The following is a 17,304-nucleotide window of genomic DNA, read 5'->3' as shown; positions in this document are numbered from 1 at the left end:
AGGGCTTGAGTACACTGCGCGTTGATTCGCGGCGAAGTTACAAGGTTTGGGGGAGAAGAGCTTGTTGCAGAATAGAGATGACCGTTGTGCATCGAAGCCCGCCAGCGCAGCAAGCCCCCTCTCCGCCTCCCCCAATTCTGGGGGAGGGGTTGGCACAGATGGCGTGAGGTCCAGAGAGAAAGGGATCAATAGCAGAAACCATTTCCCCCCGGCATTGGGGGGACGCGCAGCCGCTTGCGGCGAAGCAGGGGGGCGCGGCACTCCGAAGTGCGCCAACATCACTCCCTTGCATGGAGATTTTTTCTTTGGCTTGGTGGCGGGCGTTGTGCGTTCCATCCGCCGCGCTCCACTATTTTCGGCGCGCAATTTATCCATTGCTACCAAGTTCCCAGCATGAACAGAACTCCAGAAAACAGGCTCCGCCGCGTGCGGGGCTATATCTACGACCTGCTGCTAAGCCCAAGCATCGAGACGCGGACAGAGTACTGGGTTCGCGTCTTCATCGCGGTGCTGATTTTCATCAACGTCGTTGCGGTGATTCTTGAGACGGTGCAGGAAATCCATGCCGCGCTTTATCCCCTTTTTTACGCCATCGAAGTCTTCTCCATCTCCATTTTTTCGGTGGAGTATCTGCTGCGGTTGTGGGCCATTGTGGAGGAGCCAAAGTACCGGCATCCGGTGTGGGGAAGGGTGCGCTATTTCTTCAGTTTTTTTGCCCTGATTGATCTGCTGGCAATCGTCCCGTTCTTCCTTCCGCAGCTTATTTCTACTGACCTTTTGATCGTCCGCGCTTTGCGGCTGTTCCGGTTGATCCGTGTGCTGAAACTGGGGCGATATTCCCACAGCTTCGCGATGATGGGAAGGGTGCTGCGAAGCAAACGGGAGGAGATGATTTCATCCATTTTTGTGCTGCTGGTGATCTTGGTGCTCTCCTCCTCGATGATGTATTTCATCGAGCACGAGGCGCAGCCCAAAGCGTTCCCGAATATCCCCGCCGCGCTGTGGTGGGGCGTTGCAACGCTGACCACAATCGGCTACGGCGACATCTATCCAATCACTGCGCTCGGGAAGTTTTTTGCGGCCATCAGTGCCATTCTTAGCGTTGGCATCGTGGCGCTTCCGTCGGGGATTATTGTCACCGGATTTATTGAAGAGATGCAGAACCGGAACGTGAAGAAATCGCCCCAATCGCTTCCCCCCACCTGCCCACATTGCGGGAAAATTCTTGAGCAGTGAGATTGCCGGACAGGTGCGGAAATTCCCCGCTTACTCAGCATTGCCGGCGCGGCGGTCATCCGCGATTTGCCGCGGGGGAATCTCGCGGAAGTCGGCATCGCGGGCTTCGGAGTAATCAACGCCGGGTGTGCGTGGCTGCGGCTGGGTTGGAACCGGACGGGGGCGATCCTGCACCGGTGGCGGCTTGCTGGCGGAGAGATACCGCTGCGTGAACCGCACAACAAGAAAAATCAGCAAAGCGATAAGAAGAAGGCGGAGCATCAGCGATTATGAAAATGATGGGAACAGCACCGGAGTTGCCCCAGCGGCCCGCGCCGCACCCAGCGACTGGAGCAGCAACGGCAACGCCTCAGGATCGTTAGCAAGGTCAACCTGGTCCGTGTTGACGATTAGAACCGGAGCCGCCGTGTAGCGAAGCAGATAGCGGGTGTAGGCCTCCGATAATTGCTCAAGATACGCCGTGGTAATCTCCCGCTCCATTGCTCGCCCACGCTTCTGGATATTCGCCATCAATCGCTCCACACTGCTTTGCAAGTAGATCACCACATCAGGCTTCGGGACCGATGGCTCCAGCGCGGTGACGACGTTATCGTACAGTGCAAGCTCGTGGTCGCTTAGGGTAAGGGAGGCAAAGATTCGGTCCTTATCGAACAGGTAATCGCTGACGATTGTGCGGTGGAACAAGTCGGGCTGGCGGAACGCTTCCTGCTGGCGGTAGCGGCTTAGCAAAAAGAATATCTGCGTCTGGAAGGCATGGCGTTCCGGGTCGCGGTAGAAGTGGGGCAGGAACGGGTTCTCCTCGAATTGCTCCAGCACCAATCGTCCCTCAAGCCGCTTGGCAAGCTCGGTTGCCAGCGTGGTTTTCCCCGCGCCAATCACCCCCTCCACCGCAATATGCCGTGGAAGGTCGGCGGCGGCATCTGCGGTGATTTCGTGGCCATCCTCCATTCGCTCAACGCCGGACTTGTCTTGCAGTTGGTCCAGAAGCTCGGCCACGGTGGCGTTGAAAATCGGGTGGCGGAGCGATGGTGCAATCTCGGCAAGCGGAACCAGCACAAAGGCGCGGTTGCTCATCTCAGGATGCGGAACAACAAGGGTTGGCGTAACGATAATTCGCTGGTCGAAAACAAGGATGTCAATGTCAATTTCCCGCTCGCGCCAACGCTCCCTTCGCTGGCGCCCCAATGCCTGCTCAATCCCCCGAAGCTGTTGCAGCAGCTGCTCCGGCGGGCTGGTGGTCCGCAGCGTGGCTGCGCAGTTGATAAACTCTGGCTGGGGGGTGTAGCCCACCGGTGCGGTGCGGTACAATCCGGAGACCTTCAGTTCGGAAACACCATCTAACTGTTCAATCATTCGCACTGCTTGCCGCAGCGTCCCGATGCGGTTGCCAATGTTGGCACCAAGCGATAAGGCAACAAGCGATGGAGCCGTAACGGAGGAGGTTTCTGGCATGGCTTCGGAGCAACAAGCGTTGAGAATGTCTCGGGAAAAATTTTTTGATGAAGGGGGAGGATGGAGGAAGGGATCAAGAAAATCCCCGGTTCAGGCTTCCTTGCGGCATTCGCGGTGTTCCACTTCCACGGCGCGGAGCACTCCATCAATCGGTGCCGAAAGTTTGCGCAGGCGGACGGTGACGGCCTGGGCCGTGGGGAAGGTCCGAAGCAGTGCACGTGCAATCTCCACCACCAGCGATTCTAGCAATCGGCGGTTGGAGCCAATCAAGATGTCGCGGGCAATCAGGTAGGCCGACTCATAGTTGATGGTGTCGGCCACGTGGTCGGTGGCGGCGGCAAGGGTGATGTCGGTTTCAATCTCAAGATCGAAGCTATACCGCCCGCCAATGGCACGCTCGGCATCGGTGACACCGTGGCGGGCATAGACTTCGGCACCAAGAACGCGAATAAGGGACAAAGCAGGAAGTTGTGTGACAGGTACAAGGAACAACGCCGAAGCGATTACGAGGGCTGCGTATCTGGATAACCTATTACGGCAGCAAGGTCGGGGAACTCCTTCTTGAAGCTCTCATACAGATCGGGGCTGATTTTCATGGCCATAAGGAGCGATTCTCTCATCTGCTCAAATTGGCCCAACATAAGGTGGCTGCTGCAGCACCCAAGGTGGCCCAGTTTGGATGTTGGGTCAAGTTTGACAACCATCTCATAGGCTTCCAACGATTCCTTGTAATTGCTTCGGTCGTTCAGTAGGGCGGCCATAGTCAACCACGTGGCGGAATCATCTGGGTCCAATGCAACAACCTGGCGATAGCATTCAATGGCTTCCTGATAACGCTTCAACTTCCTGAGCACGTGGCCGCGCCCAATCAGCATATCCGTATCCTGGTCGTTCACGCGAAGCACGGCATCGTAGCTTTCCAACGCACGCTGCAGCTGGCCTGTAAGCCGGTAACACTCTGCACGTCCGCGGAGTGCTATGTAGCTGTCCGGTTTGTGTTCCAGGGCTTTGGCGAAGTATTGCACTGCCTGCTTGTATTGCCCCATCTCTTGGTAGCAATTTCCCAACCCGCACCATGCATAGCCTTCGCAGGAGTCAAAGGATAACGTTTTCCAGTAGGCTTCCACCGCTTCAAGAAGGCTGCCAAGAAGATGGAGGTTGTTCCCCATGTTCACCCATGCTGGGGTGAAGTCTTCTTTGATTGCCGTGGACATAGCATAGCTGTCAATTCCTTGCTGTAGCCGCCCAAGTTGGCTTAAGGCGAATCCGCGATGGAACCACGCGACATAGTTAAACGGGGTGGTGTCAATGTAGCGGTTGTACATCTGCAAAGATTCTTCCAGCCGGTCCAACTCCCCCAACGTAATGCCAAGCTCAAGCAGTGCATCGGACCCGTAGCGCTCGCTGGAAAGCAAGGAACGGAAGATTGCCGCAGCCTTCTCGTAGCGTTCCATGTGCTGCAGGGTCTCGGCCATATTGAACAACACATCTTCGTTCTCGGGGTCCATCTCCAACGCCTGTTCATAGGCCTCAATGGCGCGATCATGCTCCTCCAGCAGGTCGAAGGCAATGCCCCGGTAGCACATCCCATCGGCATCCAGTGGGTTCAGAAGATTGGCTTGATCCAGGCAGGTGAGGGCTTCTTCGGGGCGTTCCAATCCAATAAGAATCATCCCCTTGCGAAGCCACGCCGTGGAACTGTACGGGGCAAACCGGATCAACTGCTCGCAGAATCGGAGCGCGTTGGGGAACTCATCCTTCTCGACGCAAATCTCGATAAGTTCCTCCAGCACCTCGGTATCCTGCGGCAGTTCCTCCTCCCAATCGCCGCTGGTTAATCGGCGGTAGCGGCGCAGCGCGTCGGAATCGCGGCCTTCAGGGTCGGAGCCTTCAATCGGGTCATCATCGCCAAATCCAAAAATATCCATGGGTTCTAAGTAGAATGAGTTTTGGTGGAACCAACCGCCGCCGTAATAGGGGCTTTCGGCAGCCGCTTGCCACATCAACTCAATGAAACGGGCTTGGCCTAACTTAGGCCAGCCCGTTGCGGAAAGCAAGCATAATTTCTTCGCAGGAAGAATCCGTGAAAGAACCCGCCAGCACTAACCCCAGCCCCAACTCCAACATCCGCTTGGCCGAATACTACTGGCGCAAGAACCGTGCATCGGCAACGGTAAGGTTTCCGGTGAGGAGTGATAGGGAGAAAAAGATCACGAGCGAAACGGGCAGAAGCATCAGCCCGCCCCCCAACATCAGCCCGGCAACGATTGTTGCGGCGGCAACGGCAAGCCCAACGGCCACGGGGCGCGCCACCGCAACGGCGCAGTGCCGGCGGAATTGAAGGTACATCAGCAACGCCATTGCTCCTTCGCCGATTGCAATTCCCCACGCCGCGCCGCGCAAGCCATCATGCCAAATCGCAAGGGCGACGATGGGAAGAAACACCGCCCCGCCAAGCAGGCTGGCTTTCATGTACTTCTGCTGCTGGCCGATGCCAACCAATCCGTAGGCAAAAAAGCTGTTCCACAAGGTGGCCACGGCGTACCACGCCACCACCTGCAATGCCGATCCGGCAGCGGAGTAAAGCGGGCCAAACAGAAGCGCGATAATCGCATCGGCATGGACGGTTGCTGCCGCGCCGATTGCCCCCCCGGCAACCACCACCAACCGGAACCCGCGCCCAAGTTCACGCTGCAAACTCTGGCGATCCCCTCCCCAAAGGTTGGCAACCCGTGGCAGATAGAGGGCCACGAACACGCGGTCGGCCATCATCAACAGCGTCACCACCCGCAGCACCACGCCCAGGGTTCCGGCATCGGACGCGCCATGCAGGAACCCAAGCAGCAGAAGCGGCGCGGTTTGCAGAACGCTTCCCACAATGCTTCCCAGCAGTATCGGAAACCCTTCGCGGAGCAGGGGAAGGTAGCCGCCGATTCCACCAGAAGCCTTGGCCCCAGCATCAGCGGCGGCGGCGGCGCGCAGATCGGTGCGGTCCGCCATCATCAGCAGCAGGGCGGCGGCGGCAAGGTTTGCGGCAAAGTAGAGCAACGGGACCAGCGCAACCTGGTCCGGCTCCTTCACCAACAGCATCAACGCCCCAACATACAGCCCTCCCGAAACGAACTTCCCCGCTGTCACCGCACGGTAATTCCGCTTCCCCTGGTGGTACCAGTCAACATACAGGGCGTAGGTGAGTGGATAGAGCAAATAGAGTTGCAGCACCCCGCGCAGCGGAAGGGAAAGGGGAACCAGCAGAAGGACCAGCTGGCCCAGCAGCATCACCCCCACCGCCGCCATGCATTGCAGCCGAAGAATGGCGACCGGCGCAAACTGGCGCTGCTGGGGCGGCGTTGCGGCAATCCGGATTCCCAACGTGTTCAGCCCCAGGTCCACCGGCCATAATGCCCACGCCAGCAGCGCAAGCCCCATGGAGAGCACGCCGAACCCTTCGGGATGCACCGCCGCTGCCGTCCATGCGGTTGCCGCAAAGCCAAGCAGCCGCGCAACGGCATCGCCGGAAAATGCTGTTAGAAGGTGTTTGACCAATCGGCTCATGGCTGCTTGCCGGTGATAATCTGAACAAGCCGCGCTTCCCGCTGGCTTCGCGAGAATTTTGCAACGACCCGGTCCCTGGCGCGAAGGCCGTGGCGTTGCGGCAGCTGTGCGGCAGCGGCAAGCGCGTGGCGCAATGCTTCGGGGTCGTTGGGGGGAACCACAAACCCGGCATCGCCAATCGCATCGCCAATCCCCCCAACATCGGCTCCAACGGGGATGCAGCCGCAGAGCATTGCTTCGCACAGTGTGTTCGGCAATCCTTCGCGCCGTGAAGGCTGGCAGAAGATCATGGCTTGCTGGTAGCGTGGCAGAAGTTGATCGCGAGGAATCGGGGGAAGAATGGTGACGTTGGAAGGAACCGGCGGAAGCAACGCCCGCACCGCAGGGGCAATGCCAATGATGGAGATTTGAAGTTCGGGAAGCTGCTGGGCGGCAATCAGCAGAAGATCAATCCCCTTGATTGCCAATCGCTGGGGGGTGTCGCAGTTGGCAACGCACAGCACCGTTGCTTCCGCTGGGCTGCCGCTGGGAACCCAACGGTTGGGGGCGTAGCCAGTGGGGAGCGTCTCCAGTTGGGGAAGCGGGCAGCCAACGCGCTGGCGCAATTCTGCCGCAAGCGATTCCGCAACGGCAAGGATATGGTGGGCGCGGGGAAGCCCCCACCGCAACAACGTGCTTTTCCAGCGGCTGCGCCAGATGCCGTAGTTGTTCTGCGGGTCGCGGGCGGCATCCACCCCGCCGATAATCACCACCGAGCGGCGGCGGAACAGGCCGGCAAAAAAGATCAGCGGCACAGAATAGACCGATCCAAACCAACTGATGCTGACATCGGAATTCCGCACACCCCGAACAATCATCGGCAGTGCACGGAATCCCGATGCAATCTTCAGCTCCACCGCGAAATGTTCCCGCAGAAGCTCAACATCATCGCGGATGAACGGCGTATCCAGCGTGGACCAAACGAACACCCGCTTCACCGGCTATCCCTCGGGCGAAAGGTCAATCTCCTCCGACGCATCTTCTGCCGTCTGGCGGTAGTTGCTCTTGTCAATCTCCGATGGGTTCCCAACAATCACAATGGTGAAGTTCCGCAGGTATCGCCGTGCGGCAAGGTTCATCTGCGCCGGCTTGATTGCCCGGATTGCATCCAACGTGCGGAAAGCATTTTTCCAGGAGCCGGTGTAAAGCTCGGCAATCCCCATCTCGTTGGCTTGCGATTCGGCGGTTTGCTGGCGCATGTAGTTGCTGGTAAGCCACCCCACCAACCCGTTCCGAATGGATTGCTCGCTGATGACGATTTCGCGGAACAGATCAACCACATCCCCTTTTGCCACGCGCCATGTGGAGTCGGGGAGCGTGGTGGAGACGGTAAGCTGGCCGTAGGAGGAACGCCCGAACTCAATCTCGGCATCGGGGGCGTAGCTCAGGTTCCGTTGCACCCGCACCTCGCGGAACATATGGCCGGCAAGGAAGCTGGTAAGGCGCATCATCGGGAAGTAAAGGCTGTCGCCACGGTTGGGGGCCAGATACCGCGCAACCATGTAGCTGGTGACGGCGCGCCCGCCGCCGTATGGTGGGCGAACAATCAGCGTCTGCTTTGTGGCGTTCTGCGGTGGCGGGACCGCACGTGCGATGTAGGTTCCTTGCGGCAGTTCCCCAAAGCTGCCTGCCACGCGATGATGCAGGCTGGCGGAATCAATATTCCCCACCACCACAAGGAAGACGCGGGACTTCACGAACATGGATTTGTAGTAATCCAACAGCATCTTTTCGGTGATTGGCGCAACGTCCGGTTCCTGCGCAAACCGCCCGTAGGGGTGGCCGTGGTAGAAGGCGCTGTCGGCCAGATAATTGGCGTAGGCTTCGGGGCTGTTGAAGCGGTTGCGAAGGCCAATCATCAATCGTTCCTTGGCGTTCTGGAATTCCACGGGGTCAATCTTCGGGCGCATGATAACGCCGGTGAACAGGTCCCATGATTTGTCGAAATTCTCCAGCACGCAACGGAGGGTCATCACCGAGTAGTCGCGGTCGTCGCCGGGGACGATTCCGCTGTTTAGGCGGTCGAGAACGCGGCGGTATTCCTCTTTGGTCATCCCTCCGGGGCCGCTAAGCGGGGGAAGCTGAAGCGCAAGCTGCTGCACCGCTGGCGAGACCCCTTGCGGGATTGCCGCAAGCCCGCCATCAATAAAAAGTTTTGCGCTGACCACTTGGGACCCCGGGTCCGTTTGGCGAAGGATAACCCGAAGCCCATCCACGGTGAATTCCTTCACGTTGCTTGGCGCGCCGCGGTAGTAGATCACCTGCGGCTGCTTCTTTGAGGAAGCGCAGCCAATGGGGGCCAGCAACGCCGCAAGCATCGGGATGAGAAGCCAACGGCAGCCGGAAATGCGGGCGATTGATGCGTGATTGCGAATCATTATTTCAACACCTCCGACTTGTTGAGGTTAAGGTTGTTCAGGGCTTGCTGGTTGCTGGCGATTCCCAGGATGTAGTTCTTCCCTTTGACGTATGTGCGGATGTAGTTCTGGATATCCTTGCGGGTCACTTTGGAAAGGTTATCAAGGTAGCCACGGAAGTAATCCAGCCCTGTGGTGCTCCACCAAAACGAAAGCGTGTGGGTCCAATCGGTGGTCTCCTCGCTGTCGTACAGGTGGTCCACGTGCAGGATTGCTTTTGCGGTTTCCAGTTCCTCATCGGTGAAGTAATCGGGGGAGTCGAAGGCCTGGATTTCTTCCCACAATGCTTCCTGCAGCTTCTTGATATTCTCCGGCGCGCAGACGGCTTCCACCTGAATCGGGCCAACGTAGCGTTGGGTGTAATATCCCATTCCTGCCCCCTGGGAAATCCCACTTTCCACCAGCTTCCGTTGGAAGCGCGATTGCGGTTGGCGAAGGATAAACAGGAAGACATCGGCGGCGTAGGTAGCTGCGTTATCAATGCCGATGGAGGGGCCGTGGAAACGGTACTCCACTTGTGCAACATCCACCGGGGCGGGGACTGTCACCAATTTTTTTTCGGTGAGCGGTTTGGCCATTGGCGGCGGGTCCTTCTGGAACGGGTTTTCCCCTTCCTTCCAATCGCTGAAGTACTTCTCGGCAAGCTGATGGACGCTGGCCGAATCAACATCGCCGGCAACAATCAGCGCGCAGTTGTTGGGGATGTAGTATTTCTTCTGGATGAACCGCATTTTTTCTGGGGTGGCGGTTTTAATCACCGGGCGTTGGCCAATCGGCTGCTTGCGGGTGACGACATCGCCCCACAAGGCTTGGTCCATTGCGCGGTTGAAGGCAAAGAAGGGGTTGGATTCGTGGCGGTCGAACTCGCCAATCACCACCTCGCGCTCCCGCTCCAGCTCGGCAACGTCGAATGCCGGAAGCTGCGCCGCGCCGGACATGATCTCCATCCCTTTTTCAAGGTTTTCAATCGGGAGGGTGAAGTAGTAGTACACCACTTCCTCGCGGGTGGTGGCGTTGAAGATGATGCCGTTCGCGCTAAGCACCGCGCTGAACGCCTCGCCACTTGGATACTTGTTGTTGGCCTTGAAGAACATATGCTCGTACAAGTGCGACAACCCCGCATACTCCGGTCCTTCGGTGAAGGAGCCGTTGCGCGTGGCAAGCTCTAGCGTAGCGATTGGGACCAGATGGTTAGGAACCACCACCACTTCCAACCCATTATCCAGCACGAAGCGGGAGTAGGCTTTTTCCGGGGCAGTGATTCCGGCACCGGAGGTTTGGGCGTAGAGTGTGGGGAAGAACGCCGCAAGCAGGAACAGCCCAGCCAAACCCTGCCGCAGCACGTTCCGGCGGGCAGCCGGGACGCAGCGAAGATGCACCATGATGATTCAGGAAAAGTGAGTTACCGATGACCCCGCGGATCAACGCGGATAATATAGTGGAATCGGTTCTGGCAGAAAGTGGAAAAGTACACGAGGATACCGGAATCCGCCACCAAACCACTAATAGCAACAACAGGACGCAGATGCGGGCAGGGGTAACAGGTCACTCTTGGAGGGGATATTGCTGCCGGTAGGCCTGCGTCCATGCTTCAGCGATAATCGGGAGGCGGTCCAGCACTTCTTTGCCAAATAAAACCTCGTCAACGTACCCCATGTTGAGCATATCCACCAGCCGGCAAAGGTAGGATCGTCCACAGACCCACCATGTGAAATGCGAGTCAACAATCAGCAGGTGCTGGATATTCCGTTGCTTGCTGCGTCGCGCTTCTTCCAGCTCCATTCCGTCTAACAGCGTCTCATAAATGCCATCGGCAACGCGGCTTCCGAATGTTGTGGTGTGGTAGTATTCTTTTATCTCCCACAGCGCAATCGGGTTGTTGACGCTTGGGAAGCAGCCATCATAACGGCGTGACAAGGTGCGTTGCAAAGCCTTGCCCGCTGCTATTGTAGGGAGTTGCAGGGGGTTGTAATCAACCGGTAGGTTTTTCAGGTTCGCTTCTATCAGCATATTCACAATGCCGGTTAGGTAGGCGGGTCCCGCTTTTTCCCCCTTCTGCTTGTTGTGGGGGATTGGACATTGTGGCTGCAATTCTTCCTGTAGTTTTTGGAATAGTTGTTGCGCCTCGGCTCTATCCATCAGCAACCAACGAATGCGATCGTTTAAGGCAGCAGCACGATAGCGGAAATACGCCTGCAGCAGAACATCCATTGGCTGGTGAGATGCCAAGTGCTCTGGGGGGATTTCGAACGGTTGAAGAAGGTTGCGAATAGACTCAAGGTCGTAGGCCTTTACCTCTCCCGTAGCACGATCGGTATATCCCCCTTTTTGGCTGATGTACCGAACACATGCCCAGAACGATTTGGGTAGTGCTGTAAACTGCGGGCTTGCAATCATGGGCGGTTTTCTATGGTGTTCAGCTCGGCTTCCAGCATGGCAACAACCGAAGGCAATGTTAGGCCAATGGCATGGCAGATGTTCCGTAGCTCGATGATATCTAAGCGACGCTCGCCAGACTCGTACTTGCTAACAAACGACTGAGGCTGCCCCAACCGCTCCGCCATTTCCGATTGGCGTAGGCCAGCGTCACGGCGTGCTTCGCGCAGTAATCGAATCAAAATTTGATGCTCTTCCCGATGGATGCTTTTAGGCATTGCGCTGCTGCAATAGTGTCAAAGCCGAACGATGTCCATAACTTGCGACCGAATCACCCCGTATCCCAAAAAAGGATATTTTTAATGCCGTATGAATAGAACTCACTCACTATCCGCTAAGGTTGCTGAACCCGATCTGCAGCTTATGCTTCCTTATGCCCAGGCCGGAGCTTCAGCCATGGCGCAAGGGGTGGCCGCCCCCTTTAAAACACAGTTGTTGAAATGGATTGGGAATAAGCAACGATTTGCCCATGAAATTATCGGCTACTTCCCACCCCGTTTTGGGCGTTATATGGAACCATTTTTAGGCAGCGGAGGAGTGTTGGGTACGTTGGCCCCCACTTCGGCCATTGGCTCCGATACTTTGAAGCCATTAATTGAGATATGGCAAACCCTATCATCATCGCCGGAAACCTTAAAACGATGGTATCAGGAGCGTTGGCTTCAGATGAGCAAAGGGGATAAGTCCACAGTATTTGAAAAAATAAAAGCGGCGTACAATGCCTTGCCGAACGGTGCCGATTTGCTGTTTTTATCACGAACCTGCTATGGAGGGGTGATCCGTTTCCGCCAACACGATGGCTACATAAGCACCCCCTGCGGTGTTCATGCCCCTATTTCACCAACGTCATTTGCTGCTCGTGTTGATCTGTGGCATCGCCGAACGCAGCATACGGAGTTCGTTCACGCAGATTTTGAGGAAGTGATGAGTTCGGCAAAGTTCGGCGATCTGATCTATTGCGACCCCCCATACTCCCATTCCCAAAGCATCCTCTATGGTGCCCAACAATTTGATTTGGCACGGCTGATTACGGCGATTGAATCATGCAAACGGCGCGGCGTTTTTGTGGTCCTCAGTATTGACGGAACGAAGCGTTCGGGCGGCTTGTTGTGCGATGTCCCCCTTCCTGATGGCTTGTTTGAGCAAGAAGCATTGGTCAACTGCGGACGGTCTATGCTTCGGCGATTTCAAATGGCTGGGGAAACCCTGGAGCAGGAAGTTGTTCGCGATAGGCTGTTGCTCACCTATTGATGATCCTCCCCCCCCCCAGTTTTGACACTCCTTGCTTGCTCCATCCCGCCGCCGCGCATAGTTTCGCGCTTCATGGACACGTTTGAAAGCATTGACCAATTGCTCCGGCTGGCGCCCGGCTTTGCGCTGAAGTTTCTGGTGGCCGTGCTTTGTGGCGGGGCAATCGGAATGGAACGGGAGACCACCGGGAAACCTGCCGGGCTGCGCACCAGCATCATCGTCTGCGTTGGCGCGATGATCTTTACGGTGATGAGCGTGGAAATGGCCAAAGGGAACGCGGCCTCGGACCCCACACGCATTGCTGCGCAAATCGTCTCCGGCATTGGATTCCTGGGGGCCGGGGCAATCCTGCACGAGAAAGGGAACATCGTGAAAGGGATGACCACCGCCGCCATTATCTGGCTGATGGCCTCGATTGGCATGATGATCGGCTACGGTTATTTGCTGAGCGCGTGCGTGGTAAGCGGTGCAGTTGTGGTGATGATCCTTGCGCTGCATCGGCTGGAGCTTAAGATCCACCGCCGCCTTTCCCGCGTCTATCGCTTCTTCATTGACCCCATCCCGCAAACCCACGAACGGGTGCTGGCACTGCTGGATATGTTCGAGGATCATCTGGGTAATTACTCCATGGAAAAAGGGAGCCAACCGAACGCGCCCGATACCCTAACGTTCCATTTCTTTGGCGCAAAAGCCGAACGCCGCCAGCTGCTGAAAGCCCTCTACGATCTTGATGGGGTTCATCTTATCGAGCATCACCCCCTTGAACGCTAAGGCCCAGAAAACCCCTTTGCGTTGGCGATGATGCCTTGTATTTTGCGGCTGCAACATCCGTCCCAGTTCACACGTCAAGCACCGCACCCACGATTGATGGAAATAATCTACGCAGATGACTGCCCAGCAGAACGACCATGATTCAGTACAGTTCCAACGCCGATAATCTAGACGAACCACGCCGCTACTCGCAAGAAGAAGTGGAGGCAATCCTACAGCGCGCGCTTCACCGCCAGCAAGGGAACGCAGCTGGCGGCATCAGCCACGATGACCTTATTGCAACCGCCCGCGAACTTGGCATTGACCCCGCCCAGCTTGAACTGGCAATCATGGAGCAATCGGAGGTTGGAACAACCGAAAATGCCAAACGAACATGGCTGGCTCAGCAAAAACGGAACTACTTCGAACACCTGCGCTCCTACCTGATTATCAACACGGTTCTGATTGTTATCAACATTATGACCGGTGGAGGTTTCTGGGCAATCTGGCCAATTCTGGGATGGGGCATCGGCTTGGCGTTCGACACCGCGAACACCTTCTGGCCAAACGACAAGGAGATTGAAAAAGGGGCGCGGAAAGTGATAGCAAAAGAAAACCGCCAACGCCAACAATTGCTGCAAGAACGCCAACGCCGCCAGAAGTTCACCATCGAAACAAAGGGGAATAAGCTGGTGATTCAGAAAGGGAACAAGCGGTTGGAGATTGGCTAACAACCGAGCAGCGTACATGCCAGAAGAGCTTCGCCGTGTGGTGAAGCTCTTCTGTTTTTTTCGGCTTATCCGGGACCTTCGGTGTTCATCTTTGCCTCATTCCAATATCCATCCATTTCGGCAAGGCCAACATCGTTGAAGGTTTTCCCCTGCTCCATCAGCCGCGCCTCGATGTGTTGAAACCGGCGGATAAATTTGTTGGTGGTGCGGTGCAATGCTTCCTCCGGCGCAACGCCGATAAACCGCCCGTAGTTCACCAGCGCAAACAGCAGGTCCCCAAACTCCTCTTCAATCCGCTGGGGTGTGCCTCCGGTTGTGGTTTCGGCGTGCAACTCTTCCATCTCCTCACGCACCTTCCCCCAAACATCCTCCGGCTCCTCCCAATCGAACCCAACCTTCGATGCTTTCTCCTGAACGCGGTCGGCACGTTGCAGCGCGGGCAACGCCTTCGGCATATTCTCGAACAGCGAACGCCTCCCTTCTTTCATCTTTAACTGCTCCCAGTTCTCGCGGACTTCTTCGGCATTGTTGGCTTGCACGTCGCCATACACATGAGGGTGACGGTGGACCAGCTTGCGGGAGATGGTCCGGACCACATCATCGAAATTGAACGCGCCCCGTTCCTCGGCAATCACCGAGTGCATCACGGCGTGCAGCAGGATGTCCCCTAATTCCTTCTTCAATTCTTCATCGTTCTTGTCCTCCACCGATTCCTTGACCTCGTAGGCTTCTTCAATCAGCAGCGGAGCAATGGATGCGTGGGTTTGCTCGCGGTCCCACGGGCAATCGCGGCGAAGCCGGCGGACAATGGCAAGGAAATCGGCAAAGGTTTCGGTTGGAGGAATCATTGGTTGGCCCTGCGTTGATGATACTTCTTAATTCGTTAAGGCCCACACCACAATGTTGGTGCCAATCTGAAGCGCGGCTTCCCGCTTTGCTGGTGGGTCGTCGTGGGCTGCGGGGTCGGCCCAGCCATCGGATGGATTGGTTTGGTAGGTGTAGAAAACGGCCAAGCGGCGGTCCTGGGTGAACAGCCCGAACCCCTGCGGTGGCCGCCCGTCATGCTCGTGAATTTTTGGAAGCCCGTTCGGGAACTTGTAGAAACAGCTGTAAATGCCGTGGCTGAAAGGAAGCTCCTGAAACTCTTGATCGGGAAAAACCTTTCGCATCTCGCGGCGGACCGCAGTGTCAAGCCCGTAATCGTCGTCAATGTACAGGAATCCACCGTTGTCCAAGTAGGCCCGCAGCCGCTTGGCTTCGCCATCGGTAAAAGCAATGTTTCCGTGGCCAGTAAGAAACAGCAGGGGATAGTTGAAAATTTTATCGCTGGAAAGCTCCACATACTCAAACGTGGAGCGGACGTTCATCCCCGTGTGCTGGCCCACGAACTCTAGCAGGTTCACCTCCGCCGATTGATCGTTGTACCAATCCCCTCCCCCCGCGTATTTCACCCGCGCCAGCACGAACGCGCTGCCGTCGGGGGGCGCGTCCGCCGGTTTGGCCCGCTTCCCCTCAAAGTCTATGCGGGGCGGCTGCGCGGTTGCGGGCGCGGCGGCGGCCAGAACCCCCACCACAAACAGCACCGCGGCGGTGGCCGATATCAGAAATGCTTTTTTCATTGTTGCTTCCATTCTAACAATAGCAAGGCACACCAAGCAAGTGTATTTTTACGACCAACGCTCCAACGCACCATTCTTCCACGCATCATTCTTCCACACACCATGCCAAACCAAGCATCCTCCACCGAATCGTTTACCGAATCGTTCACCATTTCGGCCAACATCTGCGACGTAGTGTCGGGGGAGATATTTCCCGGAACCGTCGTGGTTCGCCACGGGCGCATTGCCTCGGTTACGCGAACCGAAGGGGAGTATCACACCTACCTGATGCCCGGCTTTGTTGATGCGCACGTCCATATCGAAAGCTCGATGCTGGTCCCGTCCGAGTTTGCGCGGATGGCGGTTGTTCACGGGACCGTTGCCACCGTCAGCGACCCGCACGAAATCGCCAACGTGCTTGGCGTGCCCGGGGTGGAGTATATGATCGAGAACGGGAAGCAGGTCCCGTTCAAATTCAATTTTGGCGCGCCCTCCTGCGTTCCGGCAACGGCGTTCGAGTCCGCCGGGGCACCATCGGCGTGGAAGAAACGGCGGGGCTGCTGCAGAAGGAAGAAATCCGCTACCTCAGCGAGATGATGAACTACCCCGGGGTGATCCATTCCGATGCCGAGGTGCTGGCCAAAATTGCCGAGGCCCACAAGCGGGGGAAGCCGGTGGATGGCCATGCGCCGGGCGTTCGCGGCCAAGCACTTCGCGCCTACGTTGCCGCCGGAATCAGCACGGACCACGAGTGCTTCCAGCTTGACGAGGCGGAGGAAAAAATAGAGTTAGGGATGAAGATTCTGATCCGGGAAGGCTCGGCAGCAAAAAACTTTGCCGCGCTTCACCCGCTGCTTGCCCGCCATGCCGACCGCTGCATGTTTTGCAGCGACGACAAACACCCCGACGACTTGCTGCTTGGCCACATCAACAACCACGTTCGCCGCGCCGTGGCGTTGGGCTACAACCCAATGAGCGTTCTCCGCTGCGCCACGCTGAACCCGGTGCGCCACTACGGCTTGGATGTTGGGCTGCTGCAGCCAGGCGATTGGGCCGACTGCATTGAAGTTGCCAACCTCAACGATTTCACGGTGCTTCGGACCTGGATTAATGGCCAGCTGGTGGCCGAATCGGGGGGGACCCGCATCCCGTCGGTTCCGGTAGTGGCGGTCAACAACTTCGTGGCCGCGCCAGTTTCACCCTCCGACTTTGCGGTGCCGAACCGTGGCGGGGCGATTACCGTGATCGAGGCCGTGGATGGCCAGCTTATCACCAACCGCTTGGCCGCCGAACCAACAGTACACAACGGACTGATTGTGGCCGATGTGGAGCGGGACCTGTTGAAGATTGCGGTGGTGAATCGCTATCGCTCGGCCCCGGTGTCGGTGGGGTTCATCAAGAATTTTGGGCTGCGGGAAGGGGCAATTGCCGGGTCCGTAGCGCACGACTCGCACAACGTGCTGGCGGTTGGCACCAGCGATGAAGAAATAGCGCAAGCGGTCAACATGGTGATGGAGCAGCAGGGGGGGCTTGCCGTTGCGTCCAGCAAAAGTTCGATGATCCTGCCCCTCCCAGTGGCCGGTCTGATGTCAACCGACGACGGCTGGAGCGTGGCCGAGCGTTATACCAACTTGGTGGAGCAAACCCGCCAGCTGGGGACCACGCTCGGCTCGCCATTTATGACCCTTTCGTTCATGGCTCTGCTGGTAATTCCCAAAATAAAACTGAGCGATGTAGGCCTGTTCGATGGCGAAAAATTCGAGATGATTCCGTTGCAGGGGGGATGAAAAACAGTGATCTGGTAGCCGCCCCAACTCAGTCGGGATTGATAAAAAGTCT

16 protein-coding genes and 1 pseudogene are annotated in these 17,304 nt (G+C 57.2%); 5 read left to right on the top strand and 12 right to left on the bottom strand.

What is annotated here, in order from left to right; genetic code table 11:
- Positions 1 to 393: 393 nt before the first annotated feature.
- Positions 394 to 1,236: an ion transporter gene (locus tag IPM61_04855; GenBank protein ID MBK8910640.1), complete on the top strand. Its 843-nt coding sequence runs from the start codon at positions 394 to 396 to the stop codon at positions 1,234 to 1,236.
- A gap of 30 nt (positions 1,237 to 1,266) precedes the next feature.
- Here IPM61_04855 and IPM61_04850 read toward each other — a convergent pair whose 3' ends face one another.
- The 10 genes from IPM61_04850 to IPM61_04805 form a co-directional block, all read right to left on the bottom strand.
- Entirely contained in the window at positions 1,267 to 1,497 is a 231-nt protein-coding gene (locus tag IPM61_04850; GenBank protein MBK8910639.1) for a hypothetical protein, read from the bottom strand.
- A 6-nt stretch (positions 1,498 to 1,503) separates the two neighbouring features.
- Positions 1,504 to 2,688, bottom strand: coding sequence for a 2-amino-4-hydroxy-6-hydroxymethyldihydropteridine diphosphokinase (gene folK, locus IPM61_04845; GenBank protein ID MBK8910638.1), 1,185 nt, complete (start codon positions 2,686 to 2,688; stop codon positions 1,504 to 1,506).
- A 90-nt stretch (positions 2,689 to 2,778) separates the two neighbouring features.
- Positions 2,779 to 3,147 (bottom strand): dihydroneopterin aldolase, encoded by a 369-nt coding sequence (folB, locus tag IPM61_04840; GenBank protein MBK8910637.1) that lies wholly within the window; start codon positions 3,145 to 3,147, stop codon positions 2,779 to 2,781.
- A gap of 44 nt (positions 3,148 to 3,191) precedes the next feature.
- Complete coding sequence (locus IPM61_04835) at positions 3,192 to 4,616, bottom strand: tetratricopeptide repeat protein (GenBank protein ID MBK8910636.1); 1,425 nt, start codon at positions 4,614 to 4,616, stop codon at positions 3,192 to 3,194.
- Positions 4,617 to 4,830: 214 nt separating this feature from the next.
- Positions 4,831 to 6,243, bottom strand: coding sequence for a polysaccharide biosynthesis C-terminal domain-containing protein (locus IPM61_04830; protein ID MBK8910635.1), 1,413 nt, complete (start codon positions 6,241 to 6,243; stop codon positions 4,831 to 4,833).
- Positions 6,240 to 7,220, bottom strand: coding sequence for a glycosyltransferase family 4 protein (locus IPM61_04825; GenBank protein MBK8910634.1), 981 nt, complete (start codon positions 7,218 to 7,220; stop codon positions 6,240 to 6,242). Before IPM61_04825 ends, IPM61_04830 begins: the two co-directional genes overlap by 4 nt.
- Before the next feature lie 3 nt (positions 7,221 to 7,223).
- Positions 7,224 to 8,660 carry an insulinase family protein gene (locus tag IPM61_04820; GenBank protein ID MBK8910633.1) on the bottom strand — a complete coding sequence of 479 codons (1,437 nt, stop codon included), beginning with the start codon at positions 8,658 to 8,660 and terminating at the stop codon, positions 7,224 to 7,226.
- On the bottom strand, positions 8,660 to 10,081 hold the full coding sequence (locus tag IPM61_04815; protein ID MBK8910632.1) for an insulinase family protein: 1,422 nt from the start codon (positions 10,079 to 10,081) through the stop codon (positions 8,660 to 8,662). Before IPM61_04815 ends, IPM61_04820 begins: the two co-directional genes overlap by 1 nt.
- 163 nt (positions 10,082 to 10,244) lie before the next feature.
- Positions 10,245 to 10,838 (bottom strand): hypothetical protein, encoded by a 594-nt coding sequence (locus tag IPM61_04810; protein ID MBK8910631.1) that lies wholly within the window; start codon positions 10,836 to 10,838, stop codon positions 10,245 to 10,247.
- A gap of 254 nt (positions 10,839 to 11,092) precedes the next feature.
- Positions 11,093 to 11,353: a helix-turn-helix transcriptional regulator gene (locus IPM61_04805; protein MBK8910630.1), complete on the bottom strand. Its 261-nt coding sequence runs from the start codon at positions 11,351 to 11,353 to the stop codon at positions 11,093 to 11,095.
- A gap of 145 nt (positions 11,354 to 11,498) precedes the next feature.
- Here IPM61_04805 and IPM61_04800 point away from each other — a divergent pair, with 145 nt between their 5' ends.
- The 3 genes from IPM61_04800 (at position 11,499) to IPM61_04790 (ending at position 13,867) form a co-directional block, all read left to right on the top strand.
- Positions 11,499 to 12,386, top strand: coding sequence for a DNA adenine methylase (locus IPM61_04800; GenBank protein MBK8910629.1), 888 nt, complete (start codon positions 11,499 to 11,501; stop codon positions 12,384 to 12,386).
- A gap of 72 nt (positions 12,387 to 12,458) precedes the next feature.
- A complete protein-coding gene (locus IPM61_04795; protein MBK8910628.1) occupies positions 12,459 to 13,157 on the top strand; it encodes an MgtC/SapB family protein in 699 nt (232 codons plus the stop codon).
- Between the two features lie 137 nt (positions 13,158 to 13,294).
- Positions 13,295 to 13,867: a 2TM domain-containing protein gene (locus tag IPM61_04790; GenBank protein MBK8910627.1), complete on the top strand. Its 573-nt coding sequence runs from the start codon at positions 13,295 to 13,297 to the stop codon at positions 13,865 to 13,867.
- Between the two features lie 65 nt (positions 13,868 to 13,932).
- On the opposite strand, the gene mazG is transcribed toward IPM61_04790, so the two are convergent.
- Positions 13,933 to 14,715 (bottom strand): nucleoside triphosphate pyrophosphohydrolase, encoded by a 783-nt coding sequence (gene mazG / locus IPM61_04785; GenBank protein ID MBK8910626.1) that lies wholly within the window; start codon positions 14,713 to 14,715, stop codon positions 13,933 to 13,935.
- A gap of 27 nt (positions 14,716 to 14,742) precedes the next feature.
- Positions 14,743 to 15,486 (bottom strand): DUF4159 domain-containing protein, encoded by a 744-nt coding sequence (locus IPM61_04780; protein MBK8910625.1) that lies wholly within the window; start codon positions 15,484 to 15,486, stop codon positions 14,743 to 14,745.
- A 102-nt stretch (positions 15,487 to 15,588) separates the two neighbouring features.
- Between IPM61_04780 and ade the strand changes: the two are divergent.
- A pseudogene (gene ade, locus IPM61_04775) lies at positions 15,589 to 17,252 on the top strand (adenine deaminase).
- The last annotated feature ends 52 nt before the right edge of the window (positions 17,253 to 17,304 follow it).

The sequence above is a fragment of the Chlorobiota bacterium genome, assembly GCA_016710285.1.
GTDB lineage: Bacteria > Bacteroidota > Ignavibacteria > OLB7 > OLB7 > OLB7.
The sequence above is the reverse complement of the archived record's forward strand: the minus strand, read 5'-3'. Positions and strand labels throughout refer to the sequence as shown.